We start from the raw sequence: 14,763 nt of genomic DNA, 5'->3' as shown, positions 1-14,763 counted from the left end.
GCGTATGGACCATGGCTCATGGATCGCATGGGCGACCGCTCCCCCCTTGACGCGCTGTCCGCGTCCTGCCACCGCTTCGCACTGCTGCCGACCCGCGCCGTGTACGCACTCGTTCCGCGGTCGACGACCAAGGCTCGAGTGGTTCAGTGGGGACCAAAACTCGCGAAACAGTACGCACTCTGTCAAGGGTGTCGGTCGTAACGAAAGACTGTCAGCCGGATGGCACGGCCTATTCGGGTCTGTTCGCTCCCAAGTCCTGCCCTTTCAGCTCACTTTGATCAGACGCAGGCGCCCGTTCGAGGATCAAGCAACCGGGTCCAGGCGGACACAGCACCGGCCGGGGGCAGGCGACAGGCGCGCTTCGAACCCGTCGTCCGCGAGCCCCTGAAGGACACCGCTCAGCAGGTGGAGGTTCATGCCGCACACCGTCTCCGTGTGCTCTCGCGCCAGCGCGTGGAAGGGGCAGTTGCCCAGCACGATGGACTCCCCGTCTTCCCGCGGCTCGAATCCGTACCGCCTCAGCAGGTCGAGCGCGGTCGGGTGTCCGTGTCCGGGGCCGTGTCCGAGGCCGCCCAGCTGTCTGCCGAGCTCATGGGCCTTGCGGTGCAGGACGGTCCGTACCGGCTCGCCGGTCGTCGCGGACTCGTCCACGGCCTGGGCCAGCAGCCGTCCCGCCAGTTCGTAGTGCCGCTCCGGCAGGCTGACGCTGACCTGCTTCGTCGAGCGTCGATAGAGCTTGGCCGGCCGGCCGGCACCCGGCCCCGTACGTCCGCTGCGCCGCTCATAGACCACGTCGAGCAGCGACGCGTCGGCGAGACGGTCCAAATGGAACGCCGCGGTCTGCCGCGCCAGGCCGAGGGCCGCGGCCGCCTCGTCACGGCCGACCGGCCCCGGCTGACGTACGACATGGTCGTACAACCGCCTGCGCGTCGGCTCCTCCAGGGCGGCGATGGCGGAGACGTCGGCGGTGAGTGCTTCCTTCTGCTGATCCACGCACTCCAGTGTAAAACCAACAGGCCTTGACTAAAGAGACGTACCGAGCTTCTATTGATAGTGAAAGTTGTCAATAGAAGGAAGACGCCATGTCGTCCGCAACCACAACCAGCAGGTCCACCGCCCGCAGGCGAGCCGCGCTCGCCGACCCCGGTTACCAGGCATTCGTCATCCTGCGCACCGGATTCACGGTGGCGCCGATCCTGTTCGGCCTGGACAAATTCACCAATCTGCTCGTCGACTGGCCCACCTACCTCGCGCCATGGATCAACGACGTCGTCCCGGGCAGCGCCCAGGCGGCCATGTACGCGGTGGGTGTCATCGAGATCGTGGCGGGCATCACCGTCGCGCTCGCCCCGCGCTTCGGGGGCTGGCTGGTGGCCGGATGGCTCGCCGGCATCATCATCAACCTGTTGAGCATCCCCGACTACTACGACATCGCGCTGCGCGACTTCGGGCTCCTGCTCGGCGCGGTCGCTCTGGCCAGGCTTGCCCAGCGCTACCACGACAGAAGCGGCAGCCGCACGGAGAGCTGAGCTGACCCGTATGAATCTGCCGTTCCCGCCCGGACGGACAACGGGCGATCGGACCGGACCGGCACAGGCCGGTCCGGTCCGATCGATACGCATGTGCCGTCTGAGGGCGGTGTTACATGGAGCTGCGCCTGATACGGCGGAGGAGTACGAAGCCGGCGAGCACGAGAACCGCTCCGGCCCCGGCCGGCCACAGCTGCGTCCCGGTGTCGGCGAGCCCGCCGGTGGTCGCCTGCGGCTCGGTCTGCGCACCGGCGGATTGATCGCCTCCGCCCACGGCCGACGACTGCTCAGGGTCGTCCCCGCTGCCGCTGTCCGAGCCTCCCGCCGGTGACGTCGCCGGATCGCTCTGGGCCGCCGACGGCGTCGCGTCGGACTTGGGCTCTGCGCCGCCACCGCCGGTGGACGCGTCGTCGCCCGCCGGTTCGGCGGAGGGCTCCGAGGTGCCCTTGTCCTTGTCGTTGCCCTCGTCGCTGGTCTCGTCGTTGGTCTCGTCGGTGCCCTTGCCCCCGGTGTTGCCGGAGTCCGCGTCACCGTTTCCGCCCGACGGGGCATCAGGAGTCGCCGTCGGCTTGTCCTGCGGCTCCTCGCCGGCGCCCGAGCCGGAGCCGGAGTCGGAGCCGTCATCCGCATCGGCACCGGAGTCGCACTTCCGGCCGCCGTTGATGCAGTCGACCATCTCCCGCATGAGGTCTTCGTCGAAGACGTTGATGAAGTCACCGTGGTCCGTGACCGGCTTGTGCAGCTGCTCGGGGAACGCGTCCACCGCGAACAGCGGCGTCGTTCGACCGCCGTCCTTCAGACTCGGCGCGTCGACGTCGTACACGATGCGCTGCACCAGCTGCGGGATGGCACGGAAGTCGCCCGCGCACGTGCCGTCGGCAGCGGCGAACGCCACGTGGGTACGGTGATTGGCGCTGTCGATGTTCCGGCCGTCCCAGCAGCTCTGGAACTTGAACGTGCGGACCACGTCACTGCCCTTGGGGCAGATCGGGTACTTGTCCTTCAGCTGCCGGTCCTCGAACCCGGTGCAGCTCCACGAGGCGTTGGCGTTGGCGGTGCCGTTGACGAACGCCTTGGCGTCGCCGGTGATGATCCTCAGCAGCCTGGGCATGGCCGTGACCTCGCCGCGCGGGTTGCCGACGAACGTCATGGTGACCTGCTTGGGCGTGACGATCTCACCGGCATTGCCCTCGATACCGCCGCCGGGCGACTTGGCGTCCTTCTCCTCGGCCCCGTTCTGCAGGCGCAGCACGGGCCAGAAGTACGAGGACTTGTCCCCCTGGTCCTCACAGGTCGTGGCACCGTTCGCCAGGTCCTCGTCGCTCGCGAAGGCGTCGTTGGCCTGGTTGCCGATGTAGTCGTGGAAGTGGTGCGCGCCATTGGTGACGCCCGGCGCCACGATCACGTTGTCGGAGTTGAACAATCCGTTGGCATTCACACCACAGCTGGTACTGAAGGTGCCGCGGGAGGCGTCGCCCTTCTGGGGCGGGTTCTGCACGTTGGGCTTGACGGTGGTGATGTCGGCGAAGTCGGCGGCCACGGGCCCGTTTCCGGCCTGTCCGCCGTTGCCGCCCTGCTGGTCGCCCTGGTCCTGGCCGCCGCCTTCGTTCTGGTCCTGGCCCTGACCGTCCTGGTTGTCGGCGCCGTCGTCTTGGCCGCCGTCTTCCTGGCCGCCGTTGCCCCCATCGCCGGCCTGGTTGCCGGAAGCGCGCAAAGTGCAGGCCGCGAGGGAATCGAGTCCCTGCGGACGGTCTCCCACACGGCCGATGGCGATCGCGATCCGCTCGATCGTGGCGGTCCGCTTGTCCTTCAGCGGATTCATGATCGCGTTGTCGGCGAAGCCGCTGTCCTGCTGCTGGGCCTGAGCGGTGTTCTGCAGTCGCTGGTAGGCCTCGGCGATCTGCTTGTCCAGGAGGGCGAGTTCCTTGTCGACCTCTGCCCTCGCCCCCTCCGGCACCGCCGTCAGTTGACTGCCGACGTCCGGGCAGTCGATCGTGGCGGCTCCCGACGCCAGAGCCTGATCCGCAGGGTTCTGACTCGACGGCTGGTCCGAGCCGCTCTCGGAGGCCGTGGCGTACACGTTCACCGCCGCCAGTCCACCTCCGCCGATCATCAGCGCGACCGCCGCAAAGGTCGCGCGCCTTGCGCCGGTTGGGCGTCTTCGCGTGTTGCGTCTCACCGGAGTACTCCTACGCTTCATGTGGGCTCGGCATGGCAATCCCCCTGCCCCATACGGAGAAGAGTCCCGGTGTGTTCAAACGCCCCACGGATTTCTTCGAACCTCCCTTGGCTCGACGTCTGGTGGCGCAAACCAAGCCCTTGGAAACTATCCATATGCGGCTCTCGCCGAAGAGTGCAACGATCGCCGGGCGACCTGGGAGGTGAACGGCTTGGGTGAGCCCGCGGTTCGGCCGAACGAGACGACGGTGCCGTTGATGCCGTGCGCGTCGGTGGAGGAAACCCTCGAGTTCTATGAGGCGCTGGGGTTCGAGGCGACTTACAAACAGAGCAAGCCGTATGTGTATCTGGCGCTGCGGTGGAGCGGATTCCAGCTGCACTTCGGGCCGGCGCCCACGGGCCTGGATCCGGCCCAGGAGAAGTCCGGAAGCTGCCTGGTCATGGTCGACGCCGTGGCGCCGTATCACGCGGCATTCGTCGCGGCGATGCGCCGGATCCATGGGAAGGTGCTGGCTTCCGGCCTTCCGCGGATCACCCGCTACCGGACCGGTGCGTCCCGGTTCACGCTGATCGATCCGTCCGGGAACTCGATCATATTCATCCAGCGCGACGAGCCCGCCGAGCTGGAGTATGGCGGCTCGAAGAAGCTGACGGGCCTGGCCAAGGCGCTCGACAACGCCCGGATCCTGCGCGAGTTCAAGAACGATGACCTGCATGCCTTCCGTGCGCTCAAGTCCGCGGTTCGCAGGCACGGTGCGGACTCATCGGTGGTCGAGCGGGCCATCGCCCTGTGCCACCTCGTCGACTTGGCCACGGCCCTCGGTGAGCCCGCTGATCCCTGGCTCGCCGATCTGCGTGGTCTGGAGCTCACCCCTGACGACAGGCGGCGCGTCGAGTCGGAGCTCGGGCATCTGACTGGACTTCAGGAGTGGCTCCCCTCGATGAAGTGAGGCACCATGCGAAGCCTGGCCCGTCTGCCGAAGGCCCATCTCCATCTCCATCTCGAAGGCGCGATGCGCCCCGCCACGCTCGCGGAACTGGCGGGCGAGCGCGGCGAACGACCGCCGGACCCAAGCGGCTTCAAGTCGTTCGAGGACTTCATGCCCGTGTATGGCCTCGCTGCGCGGCTCGTGCGCGAGGGCCCGCGGGAGAACCTTCTGCGGCTGGTGCGCGAAGTGGTCGAGGACGCCGCCGCGGACGGAGCGGTATGGATCGAGCCGCAGGTGAACCCCCTGACCTACGAGGACGATCCGGCCGCCGCGCTCGACCTGCTGGACGTGGTGATCGACGAGGGCCGCCGAACCGCTGCCCGGCTGGGCATCGGCTTCGGCGTCCTGGTGTTCGCCCGGCGTAACGCGGACCCTTCGCAGGCCGTCGAGACCGCCCAGCTCGCGGCCCGGCGGGCGGGCAACGGGGTGGTCTCCTTCGGCCTGGCCGGGGACGAGGCCCGATATGGCCCTGAGCCGTTCGCCGAGGCATTCGCCATCGCCCGTGATGCCGGGCTGATTTCCGCCCCGCACGCAGGGGAACTCGCCGGTCCGGCCAGCGTCCGCGCCGCGCTCGACGTGCTCGGCGCGCGACGGATCGCCCACGGCGTACGGGCGGTTGAGGACCCGGCTCTCGTCGCCCGCCTGGCTGCGGAAGGCGTGGTCCTCGACGTCTGCCCCACCTCCAACGTCGCCCTCGGCGTCGTGGGATCGCTGTCCGCCCACCCCCTCCCGCTTCTGCTGCAAGCCGGCGTCCGGTGCACCCTCAACGCCGACGACCCACTCCTGTTCGGGCCGGGCCTGCTGGAGGAGTACGAAACAGCCCGCACGGCCTTCGCCCTCACCGACCGCCAAATCGCCGCGATAGCCCGCACCTCCGTCGAATCCTCCGGCGCCCCACGCGCCACAGTGGCGGAGGCGGTCACGCTCATCGGCGACTGGCTGGGCTCCCCTGACCAGGCAACGACACCCCCGATCCAAGAGGCATGTGGGCAGTTCGCTGAGCACCGCGCCCTGGGAAATACCGCTGCCGACCAGCAGTCACGCTGACACGATTGCGCGCACCGCGTCTCGCCACTTGGCGAGCCTGCCGACGAAGCAGCACGGCAAGTGGAGCTGTGTAACCGCAATCTGTGCACGCTCGCGAACAACTTTTCCGAGGCGGGCTTCACGCCCGTGATCGACTGGGTGATTCCCTCCCGCGAGCAGCTGGACTTCTTCGTCTCCCTTCTCCCGGCTCGACCATGGGGCCGAACTCGAAGACGGTGTCGTCGCGCTCAGTGGTGGGCGTTCGGCCTGCGGTGAGGTGGCTGGTCAGGTGCCGGGTAAGGCTTGACGGGCGGGATCTCCCGGCTGCGGGGCTCTTTGGGGGTGAGAGTGATCGACTCGCCGTAATGGCCGATCGTCAGGGAGGGGCCGACCAGCAGCGTGTACGTGACCGCTGTCGCGTGTACCTCCACCCGCAGGCATCGGCCCAGCATCTGCACGTTGAAGGCGAGCCGGCGGAGCCTCTCCGGCAGCCGGGGCGTGAATGCGAGCGTGTCCTCGCTGTGACGCATGCCCCCGAAGCCGGCGACGAGAGCCAGCCACGTCCCCGCGAGGGAAGCGATGTGCAGCCCGTCGCGGGTGTTGTTCTCCAGGTCTTCCAGGTCCAACACCGCCGTCTCCACCAAGTAGTCGTAGGCGAGGTCCAGATGACCGACTCGGGCCGCGATGACCGCCTGGACGCAGGCCGACAGGGAAGAGTCGCGGACGGTGATCGGCTCGTAGTAGGCGAAGTTGCGTGCCAGGTGCTCCTCGTCGAAGAACGCGGGGCAGGTGTACATCGCGAGCACCAGGTCCGCCTGCTTGATCACCTGCTTGCGGTAGAGGTCGAAGTACGGGAAGTGCAGCATCAGCGGGTAATGGTCGGGCCGTGTGGCCGCGAAGTCCCAATGCTGGTGGCGGGTGAAGCCGGCGTGCTGCTCGTGCACGCCGAGATCGTCGTTGTACGGAACGTTCACGGCCTCGGCGGCGTCCCGCCAGGCCGCGCTCTCCTCTTCGTCGACGCCGAGCGCGACGGCCTGCTCGGGATGTCCCTCGACGATGTCGGCGGCCGCGAGCAGGTTGTTCCGCGCCATCAGGTTGGTGTACGTGTTGTCGTCGGCGACCGCGCTGTACTCGTCGGGTCCGGTCACGCCGTCGATGTGGAACGCTCCGTGCACGTCGTGGTGGCCGAGCGACCTCCACAGCCGGGCCGTCTCCACCAGCAGTTCGACCGCGGTGTCGCGGGCGAACTGTTCGTCGCCGGTGGCCGAGACGTAGCGCACGACGGCATCGGCGATGTCGGCGTTGATGTGGAAGGCGGCGGTGCCGGCGGGCCAGTATGCGGAGCCCTCGGAACCCTCGATCGTGCGCCAGGGGAACGCCGCGCCCTGGAGGCCGAGTTGGGTCGCCCGCTCCCGCGCGGCGGGCAGGGTCGAGTGGCGCCAGCGCAGCGCCTCGGCCACAGCGCCCGGCGAGGTGTACGTCAGCAGAGGCAGCACGAACATCTCCGTGTCCCAGAAGGCATGGCCGTCGTATCCGGAGCCGGTCAGGCCCTTCGACGGGAGCGCCCGCTGTTCCGCCCGCGCACCGGCCTGCAGGACGTGGAAGAGCGCGAAGCGGACGGCCTGCTGGACTTCTTCGTCGCCGTCGACTTCGACATCCGCGCGGGACCAGAACGAGTCCATGTAGGCCCGCTGTTCGTTCACGAGCCCCGACCAGCCGGTGTCGTCGGCCGCGGCGAGCGCCGCGTCCACCTGATCGCTCACGGCAGGCAGGGACCGCGTGCCCGACCAGCCGTAGGCCACGAACTTCTCCAGGCGCAGCTTTCGGCCGGGTTCGAGCGTGGAGGTGACCGTCACCCGGGCGATGTCGTCTCCGGACTCGCTGCTCGTCCGGGTCTCGTCCGGCCCGCTGACCTTGTGGTCGGCGGCCGCGGCGATCCGCAGCCCGCTGCGCCGGGTGCGATGCACCAGCCGCAGTCGATTGCCCGAGGTGAAGTGCTCTTCCGCTTCGAGCGGCGACTCGAGCACCGCGGCGGCCCGGGGATCCCTCGGCGCTGTCGGCAGCTGCTCGTTGGCGACGAGCTCCGACTGGACCACGACACGGACCTGGCTGTCGACTGCCTCGACCTCGAAGGCGACGGCGGCCACCGCCCGCTGGGTGAAGGACACCAGCCGGGTGGAGCGCACCCGAACCGTGCGGCCGGCCGGAGAGGTCCACTCGCAGGTGCGCCGCAGCAGGCCCGTGCGCAGATCCAGGACCCGCTCGTGGGCGACGAGCCGCCCATAGCGCAGGTCGAAGGGCTCATCGTCGACCAACAGGCGGATGATCTTGCCGTTGGTCACGTTGATGACCGTATGCCCGGACTCCGGGTAGCCGTAGCCGGCCTCCGCGTAGGGCAGCGGGTGGACCTCATGGAGGCCGTTGAGGTAGGAGCCCGGCAGACCGTGCGGTTCGCCTTCGTCGAGGTTGCCGCGCCAGCCGACATGGCCGTTGGACAGCGCGAACACCGACTCGCTCTGGGGCAGTACGTCGAGCTTCAGCTCCTTCTCGCGCAGGCACCACGGTTCGACTCCGTAGGACGCGTGGCTGATCATTCCGCGACCTCCAGCTCGGAGAGGTCCTCGACGACCCGGTCCGCGCCGTGGGCGCGCAGGGCGTCGGCCTGACCGACGCGGTCCACGCCCACGACGTAGCCGAAGTGACCGGAGCGCCCCGCGTCCATGCCGGCCAGCGCGTCCTCGAAGACGGCGGCCTCCGAGGGCTCGACGCCGAGGTCGCGTGCCGCGGCGAGGAACGTGTCGGGCCGGGGTTTGCCCGGCAGCCGCCGCTCGGCGGCGACCACGCCGTCGATCCGTACGTCGAACAGGGATTCCGCGCCGATCGCGCGCAGCACGTCACGGCAGTTGGCGCTGGAGGAGACCACGGCGGTGCGCATGCCCTCGGCCCGTACGCCGTCGATGTAGCGCAAGGTGTCCTCGTACGCCTCGACACCGTCGGTACGGATCTTCTCCAGCAGGGTCTCGTTCTTGCGGTTGCCCAGTCCCCGGACCGTCGGCTTGTCCGGGGGGTCGTCGGGCCGTCCTTCGGGCAGTTCGATGCCGCGGGAGGCGAGGAAGGATCGTACGCCGTCGGCGCGCGGCTTTCCGTCCACGTACTCCTCGTAGTCCCCGGCCGCGTCGAACGGGCGGAAGTCCTCCCCTTCCCGCTCGCGCAGGAACGCGTCGAAGGCCTCCTTCCACGCTGCCGCGTGGACGACGGCCGTTTTGGTGATGACCCCGTCCAGGTCGAACAGGCAGGCCCGGATGTTGTCCGGAAGACCGTTCTTTGTCATGAAGGAAGCCTTCCCGGTGAGGCACCGGCACGAGGTGGCTCACGCAAGGTCGTTCTCTTGATCATCACTGTGGCCGCTCCGTACGTCCACCGCACGGGGTACCCGTGATCGGCGGGCGGAATCCGTCCGGGGGAGCCGGACGATGCCCGCGGTGCGGGCACGGCGGAACCCGTCCCTGGGCCCAAGTAGGCTGACGCGGCGGAACAGGTGGTCGGAACGCGTCGGGGTGGTTGGGGAATTGTCGGTAGTTGAGCTGATCGAGGAGGTCAAGCCCCGGCTGCGTGGCTGGCTGCACGCCGGCATGGCGCCCCTGGTGTTCGCCGCGGGCATCGTCCTGGTCTCCCTGGCGCCCGCGGGTGAGGCTCGGGCCGCTGCCGCGGTCTACGCGGTGTGTGGCCTGCTGTTGTTCGCTACCAGCGGGGTCTTCCACCGCGGGGCCTGGTCGCCACGCGTGTACGAGGCACTGCGGCGTGCCGATCATTCGAACGTGTACCTGCTGATCGCCGGAACGTACACGCCGATCGTCGTGCTGGGCCTGACGGGGACCACTCGTACGGTCCTGCTGTGGGAGATCTGGATCGGTGCGGGCGTGGGGATCCTCTTCCGCTGTCTGTGGCCCTATGCGCCCCGGATTCTGTACACGGCGCTGTACATCGTGCTGGGCTGGTCGCTGGCCCCCGCCTTCGGGCCTCTGGTGCGGCACGCGGGTGTGGCGGTGTTCGTGCTGACTCTGGCCGGCGGAATCCTCTATACGGCGGGCGGGGTCGTCTACGGCTTGCGGCGCCCCGATCCCTCCCCCGCCTGGTTCGGGTTCCATGAGATATTCCACGCCTTCACCATCGCCGCGTGGATCTGCCAGTACGTGGCGATCAGTCTGCTCACCTACCGGCTGCTGTGACGCCCCGGCGCGGGCGCGGTGCCCGGCGGCGGCGCACGATCAGGACGTGGTCCGGCTCACACACGGTTCCGGGATGGGCCGGGAACGATCGCGAGTGGTGCGCCGTTCTTCCTTACGTGGCTGCAAGTCACCGCATACGGCCCCGGCTGGTCTCCCCCGTCCAGCCGGGGCTTTTCACGTGCGTCGGGCGCAGGGCGGACTCCATGGCAGACCTCCGGGATGTGGGCGGCGCTGGCGCATGAGCGGCCCGAGGCAGCTCCTGACTACAGAGCGTCGTCGTGCTCGTCCGGGATGCGGTGAACGGCCGCCTCCTCGGCGGAGGCCGCTCCCCCGTCGATGCCCACGTCCTCGGCGAGCATGTCCTTCTCGGCGTCCTCGCGGACTCCCTCGTCCGGAGCGACGAGGCGGCCCGCGCGGTCCCTCCCCACCTCGTCGTCCAGCGGCTCGCCCTCGCCGCCCCGGAGGTCGCCCACGTCGTCGCCGTCGTCGAGTTCTTCCAGGGCCGGATCCGCCCGCTCCTCGGACAGCCGCCGGTCCAGGCTCTCGCCCTCCCGCCGCTCCCGCGCGGTCGTACCCTCGTGCTCCACACCGAGGGGACGTTCGGGCGGCGACCAGCCTTCCTCGTACGGGTCGGACCCGCGATCGTTGAGGGTGTCCTCCGGATCGAGGATGCCTTCGTCCTCTCGCCCTTCCGGGCCCTCCGGCTGGTAGACGTAGTCACCCATGACTTCGTCGTGATTCTGACTGCCCATGATGTTCGTGACCTTCCGAACGGTTTCTGTGCCGTCCAGCCCACGTATCCAGGCTGAGGCAAGCCACACGTACGGGCACGAGGATGGCACCGGGTGAGCACGGCGCGTGACCGTGGGCCTTGCTCACCCCGTGCGACGGGTCAGGAGGGATGCGCGGCCCGTACCCGGGCCAGTACGTCGCGGATCATGTCGGCGCTGATGGTGAAGTGATTCCGGGCGATCTCCTCGGCCCGTTCGGGCTCACCCGCCGCGATGGCCTCGTACAGGGCCTTGTGGTCCCCGCCGGCCCGGTGGAAGTGGGAGCGCTCGCCCTTGCCCCACGGTTCGACCGGGAAGCCGAGGCTGATCCGGGTCAGCAGGTCCCGGCTGAGCCTGGCGATCTGCGGATTGTGGGTGGCCTCGCAGATGCTCCGGTGGAACGCGCTGTCGGCGGCCTGTTCCTCGCGCGGTGTCCGCGCGGACAGGTGGGCGGCCAGCGCCTCGCGCATCGGATCGAGGTCCTCGGGCCGTCGGCGTCGGGCGGCCGTCGCGGCCACCATGCCCTCCACCAGCCCTCGCAGATCGAAGAGTTGTTCAAACTGTTCCCATCGGGGCAGCAGCGTGCGGCGGACCGCCGCCCCGGAGGACTCGGTCCAGCTGTCGCGTACGAAGGCTCCCCCGTTGCGGCCGCGGCGGATCTCGATGACGCCCACCGCCTGGAGACGTCCGATGGCCTCGCGCACGGTGGGGCGGCTCACCCGCAGCAGCTGGGTGAGCTCGCGTTCGACCGGCAGCCGCTCGCCCGGCAGGAAGTCTCCGACGGCGATCGCGGTGAGCAGCCGGTCGGAGACTTCGTCGACCGCCGATGCCACGCGGACCGGTCGCAGTTCCGGCGAGGGAGCGCCACCGAGGAGGGCACGGTCGAGCATCCGGGAGAACTCGTCCTGCGGGCCGGCGTCCACCTCGTCGGCGCCTTGCGAGCCCGCGCCTTCCGGGCTGGCACGCTCCGAGCCGGTCGCCGGTGCGGCATCCCCCTGTGGGTGCGCGGGCCGCTCAGGGCGTCCCAGGGGCTCGGCGGGCTCCGGCAGTCCAGGCGGCTTTCCTGGTTCGGGTGGCTGAGGTGCGGATGGCAGCTGTCCTCCTCGGGTCGAACGGTCGAACCGGTCGAACGGGCCGATCGGTTCGCTCGGGTCGGGTCACGGGTGCCTGACAGGTAAAAACGCAGTTACTTCTGCCCCGGCACCACTAAAAGGTCTTGTGGACTGAGCATTTACCCAATCAGTATGTCAGCCATCCGTCACACCCACCTCATTCGAGACACGGACTGGCTCGATCCGGCTGGTCTGGGAGGCTCTCCAGTGGCGATCCCCGAACCGAACCACACCGGAACCGTCGACTTCAACGGATGGTCCACCTGGTACCGGACGACGGGCGAGCCGGGCAGGACACCTCTGGTCGTCCTGCACGGCGGACCCGGCGCCGGTCACCACTACACGCTCCGCATCGCGGGCATCGCCCAGCAGGGCCGCCCCGTGGTGCACTACGACCAACTCGGCACCGGACTCTCCACCCATCTGCCCGGCAAGGGCGCCGACTTCTGGACCGTCCAGCTCTTCCTCGACGAACTCGACAATCTCCTCAAGGCGTTGGGGATCTCTGACGCCTACCACATCCTCGGCCAGTCATGGGGCGGCATGCTCGCCGCCGAGCACGCGGTGCGCCGTCCGGCCGGACTGCGTGGCCTGGTCATCGCCAACTCCCCCGCGTCCATGGAGCTCTGGTTGTCGGGCGCGGCCGAACTGCGGGCCGCTCTCCCGCCCGAGGTCCAGCGGACCCTGCTCGCTCATGAGGCGGCCGGGACCACCGACCACCCCGAATACCGGGCCGCGGAACAGATCTACAACGAGCGCCATGTCTGCCGCGTGGTCCCGACCCCGCCCGAGGTCCAGGCCACCTGGGACAACATCGCGGCCGACCCCACCGTGTACCACACGATGAACGGGCCGAACGAGTTCCACGTCGTCGGAACCCTCAAGGACTGGTCGGTCATCGACCGACTGCACCTGATCGACGTACCGACCCTGCTGGTGTCCGGCCGGTACGACGAGGCTACTCCCACCACCCTCAAGCCCTTCGCCGACCACATCCCCGATGTGCGCTGGCACATGTTCGAGCACTCCAGCCACATGCCGCACGTCGAAGAGGAGGAGCTCTACCTCCAGGTCGTCGGCGCGTTCCTCGACTCCACCGACTGATCCACCCACGGGAGTTCGGATGTCCCGCAGCACCAGACGGACGGCACTCGTCGCCGCCACCACCGTCCTCGCCCTCACCGCCGCCGCCTGCTCGTCCTCCGACGACGGCACCGCCTCCAACCCGACCACGTCGTCCTCCGGGTCCGGATCATCCGCCTTCCAGCCGGAGCACAAGGGCGGCACCCTGCGGTTGGTCGCCCATGCGGCCGCCGGCAGCTTCGACCCGCAGGTGAACTACACCCTCCAGTACTGGCAGTTGTACCAGTCGATGTACGACGGTCTGCTGGCATTCAAGAAGGTGGGCGGCCAGCAGTCGTTCACCGTCGTACCGGACCTGGCCACGGCCATGCCCAAGGTCACCAACGGCGGCAAGACGTACACCTTCACGCTGCGCAAGGGCATCAAGTTCTCCAACGGGAAACCCGTGACCACCGACGACGTGGTGGCGTCCTTCCAGCGCATCTTCAAGGTCTCCAGCCCCACCGCGGGCACCTTCTACAACGGCATCGTCGGAGCGGACGCCTGTATCAAGAAGCCCGCCGGCTGCACGCTCGACAAGGGCGTCGTCGGCGACGCGTCGGCCGGTACGGTGACCATCAACCTGACCGCCGCGGACCCGGAGCTCCCGTACAAGCTGGCGGTCCCGCACGCCAGCGTCGTACCGAAGGATTCGCCGGCCAAGGACGCGGGCACGAAGCCGCTGCCGACGACGGGCCCGTACATGGCGGCCTCGTACGACCCGAACCGGAAGCTGAAGCTGGTCCGCAACCCGCACTTCAAGGAGTGGTCGCGGGAGGCCGAACCCGAGGGCTACCCCGATGTGATCGAGTACTCCTTCGGCCAGACCGTCGAGTCCGAGGTGACCGCCGTCCAGAACGGCGAGGCGGACTGGATGTACGACCCGCCGCCCGCGGACCGCCTGAACGAGATCGGCACCAAGTACGCCTCCCAGGCGCACGTCAACCCGCTGACCGCGTTCTGGTATCTGACGATGAACGTCAACATGGCGCCGTTCGACAACGAGATGGCGCGACAGGCCATCAACTGGGCGGTCGACCGGGACGCCATCGTCCGGCTGTACGGCGGCAAGAACCTCGCGTCTCCCGCGTGCACCATCCTGCCGCCCGGCTTCCCCGGACACGCCGACTCCTGCCAGTACACCAAGGGCGGTGGCAAGACCTGGTCGGCCCCGGACCTGGCCAAGGCCAAGGAGCTGGTCAAGAAGTCCGGTACGGCGGGGCAGAAGGTCGGCATCGTCGTGAGCGACGACGACGTCAACAAATCGATAGGCCAGTATCTGCAGAGCCTGCTCAACCAGCTCGGCTACAAGGCGACGCTCAAACCGCTGTCGGGGAACATCCAGTTCACCTACATCCAGAACACCAAGAACAAGGTGCAGCTCGCCCTGACGTCCTGGTACCAGGACTATCCGGCGGCCTCGGACTTCCTCAACGTGCTGCTGTCCTGCGCCTCGTTCCATCCCGGCAGCGACTCGAGCATCAACATCTCCGGCTTCTGCGACAAGGGCATCGACGCGCGGATGAAGGCGGCGCTGAAGACCGGGCAGAGCGACCAGAAGAGCGCCGACCAGGAGTGGGGCACGATCGACCAGGACATCATGAAGCAGTCCCCGGTCGCCCCGCTGATCAACCCGAAGATCATCGACTTCACGTCGAAGCGCGTCGGCAACTACCAGTTCAGCAAGCAATTCTACATGCTCGTCGGACAGTTGTGGGTGAAGTGAGCCGCGTCGTGGCACTGCCGAACCCGCCGACCACCGCCGAGGCCCGGCGCTCTCCGGGCCCCTGGCGGACGGCCACCGCCGA

The 14,763-nt window shown here is 68.6% G+C and carries 12 protein-coding genes; 6 read left to right on the top strand and 6 right to left on the bottom strand.

What is annotated here, in order from left to right; genetic code table 11:
- Positions 1-303: 303 nt before the first annotated feature.
- Positions 304-993 carry a helix-turn-helix transcriptional regulator gene (locus FGD71_RS41315; protein ID WP_119105716.1) on the bottom strand — a complete coding sequence of 230 codons (690 nt, stop codon included), beginning with the start codon at positions 991-993 and terminating at the stop codon, positions 304-306.
- 89 nt (positions 994-1,082) lie between these two features.
- On the opposite strand from FGD71_RS41315, the gene FGD71_RS41310 reads away from it, so the two are divergent.
- Positions 1,083-1,529 (top strand): hypothetical protein, encoded by a 447-nt coding sequence (locus tag FGD71_RS41310; protein WP_119105715.1) that lies wholly within the window; start codon positions 1,083-1,085, stop codon positions 1,527-1,529.
- A 112-nt stretch (positions 1,530-1,641) separates the two neighbouring features.
- Here the strand turns inward: FGD71_RS41310 and FGD71_RS41305 are convergent, their stop codons facing one another.
- The gene (locus FGD71_RS41305; protein WP_119105714.1) at positions 1,642-3,642 is read right to left on the bottom strand and encodes a DUF1996 domain-containing protein; all 2,001 of its coding nucleotides are present in this window, start codon (positions 3,640-3,642) and stop codon (positions 1,642-1,644) included.
- Positions 3,643-3,919: 277 nt separating this feature from the next.
- Between FGD71_RS41305 and FGD71_RS41300 the strand changes: the two genes are divergently transcribed.
- Positions 3,920-4,657, top strand: a complete 738-nt coding sequence (locus FGD71_RS41300) for a VOC family protein (RefSeq protein ID WP_119105731.1) — start codon at positions 3,920-3,922, stop codon at positions 4,655-4,657.
- 6 nt (positions 4,658-4,663) lie between these two features.
- On the top strand, positions 4,664-5,743 hold the full coding sequence (gene add / locus FGD71_RS41295; RefSeq protein WP_119105713.1) for an adenosine deaminase: 1,080 nt from the start codon (positions 4,664-4,666) through the stop codon (positions 5,741-5,743).
- 227 nt (positions 5,744-5,970) lie between these two features.
- On the opposite strand, the gene FGD71_RS41285 is transcribed toward add, so the two are convergent.
- Both FGD71_RS41285 and FGD71_RS41280 read right to left on the bottom strand, forming a co-directional pair.
- On the bottom strand, positions 5,971-8,316 hold the full coding sequence (locus tag FGD71_RS41285) for a glycoside hydrolase family 65 protein (RefSeq protein WP_119105712.1): 2,346 nt from the start codon (positions 8,314-8,316) through the stop codon (positions 5,971-5,973).
- Positions 8,313-9,053 carry an HAD family hydrolase gene (locus FGD71_RS41280; protein WP_119105711.1) on the bottom strand — a complete coding sequence of 247 codons (741 nt, stop codon included), beginning with the start codon at positions 9,051-9,053 and terminating at the stop codon, positions 8,313-8,315. Before FGD71_RS41280 ends, FGD71_RS41285 begins: the two co-directional genes overlap by 4 nt.
- 238 nt (positions 9,054-9,291) lie before the next feature.
- Here FGD71_RS41280 and trhA point away from each other — a divergent pair, with 238 nt between their 5' ends.
- A complete protein-coding gene (gene trhA, locus FGD71_RS41275; protein WP_240437028.1) occupies positions 9,292-9,951 on the top strand; it encodes a PAQR family membrane homeostasis protein TrhA in 660 nt (219 codons plus the stop codon).
- Positions 9,952-10,214: 263 nt separating this feature from the next.
- Here the strand turns inward: trhA and FGD71_RS41270 are convergent, their stop codons facing one another.
- A complete protein-coding gene (locus FGD71_RS41270) occupies positions 10,215-10,703 on the bottom strand; it encodes a DUF5709 domain-containing protein (RefSeq protein ID WP_119105709.1) in 489 nt (162 codons plus the stop codon).
- Positions 10,704-10,843: 140 nt separating this feature from the next.
- Positions 10,844-11,644, bottom strand: coding sequence for a FadR/GntR family transcriptional regulator (locus tag FGD71_RS41265; protein ID WP_240437027.1), 801 nt, complete (start codon positions 11,642-11,644; stop codon positions 10,844-10,846).
- A gap of 396 nt (positions 11,645-12,040) precedes the next feature.
- On the opposite strand from FGD71_RS41265, the gene FGD71_RS41260 reads away from it, so the two are divergent.
- Complete coding sequence (locus tag FGD71_RS41260) at positions 12,041-12,937, top strand: proline iminopeptidase-family hydrolase (RefSeq protein ID WP_119105708.1); 897 nt, start codon at positions 12,041-12,043, stop codon at positions 12,935-12,937.
- 19 nt (positions 12,938-12,956) lie between these two features.
- Positions 12,957-14,681 (top strand): ABC transporter substrate-binding protein, encoded by a 1,725-nt coding sequence (locus tag FGD71_RS41255; RefSeq protein ID WP_119105707.1) that lies wholly within the window; start codon positions 12,957-12,959, stop codon positions 14,679-14,681.
- Positions 14,682-14,763: the final 82 nt, after the last annotated feature.

This window comes from Streptomyces sporangiiformans (assembly GCF_005768555.2).
Lineage (GTDB): Bacteria > Actinomycetota > Actinomycetes > Streptomycetales > Streptomycetaceae > Streptomyces > Streptomyces sporangiiformans.
The sequence above is the reverse complement of the archived record's forward strand: the minus strand, read 5'-3'. Positions and strand labels throughout refer to the sequence as shown.

Bases quoted from the DNA above. Each gene is read 5' to 3' on its own strand.
- FGD71_RS41255 (WP_119105707.1), top strand. From the start codon at position 12,957: ATGTCCCGCAGCACCAGACGGACGGCACTCGTCGCCGCCACCACCGTC.
- FGD71_RS41305 (WP_119105714.1), bottom strand. From the start codon at position 3,642: ATGATCGGCGGAGGTGGACTGGCGGCGGTGAACGTGTACGCCACGGCC.
- add (WP_119105713.1), top strand. From the start codon at position 4,664: ATGCGAAGCCTGGCCCGTCTGCCGAAGGCCCATCTCCATCTCCATCTC.
- FGD71_RS41280 (WP_119105711.1), bottom strand. From the start codon at position 9,053: ATGACAAAGAACGGTCTTCCGGACAACATCCGGGCCTGCCTGTTCGAC.
- FGD71_RS41285 (WP_119105712.1), bottom strand. From the start codon at position 8,316: ATGATCAGCCACGCGTCCTACGGAGTCGAACCGTGGTGCCTGCGCGAG.
- FGD71_RS41310 (WP_119105715.1), top strand. From the start codon at position 1,083: ATGTCGTCCGCAACCACAACCAGCAGGTCCACCGCCCGCAGGCGAGCC.
- FGD71_RS41270 (WP_119105709.1), bottom strand. From the start codon at position 10,703: ATGGGCAGTCAGAATCACGACGAAGTCATGGGTGACTACGTCTACCAG.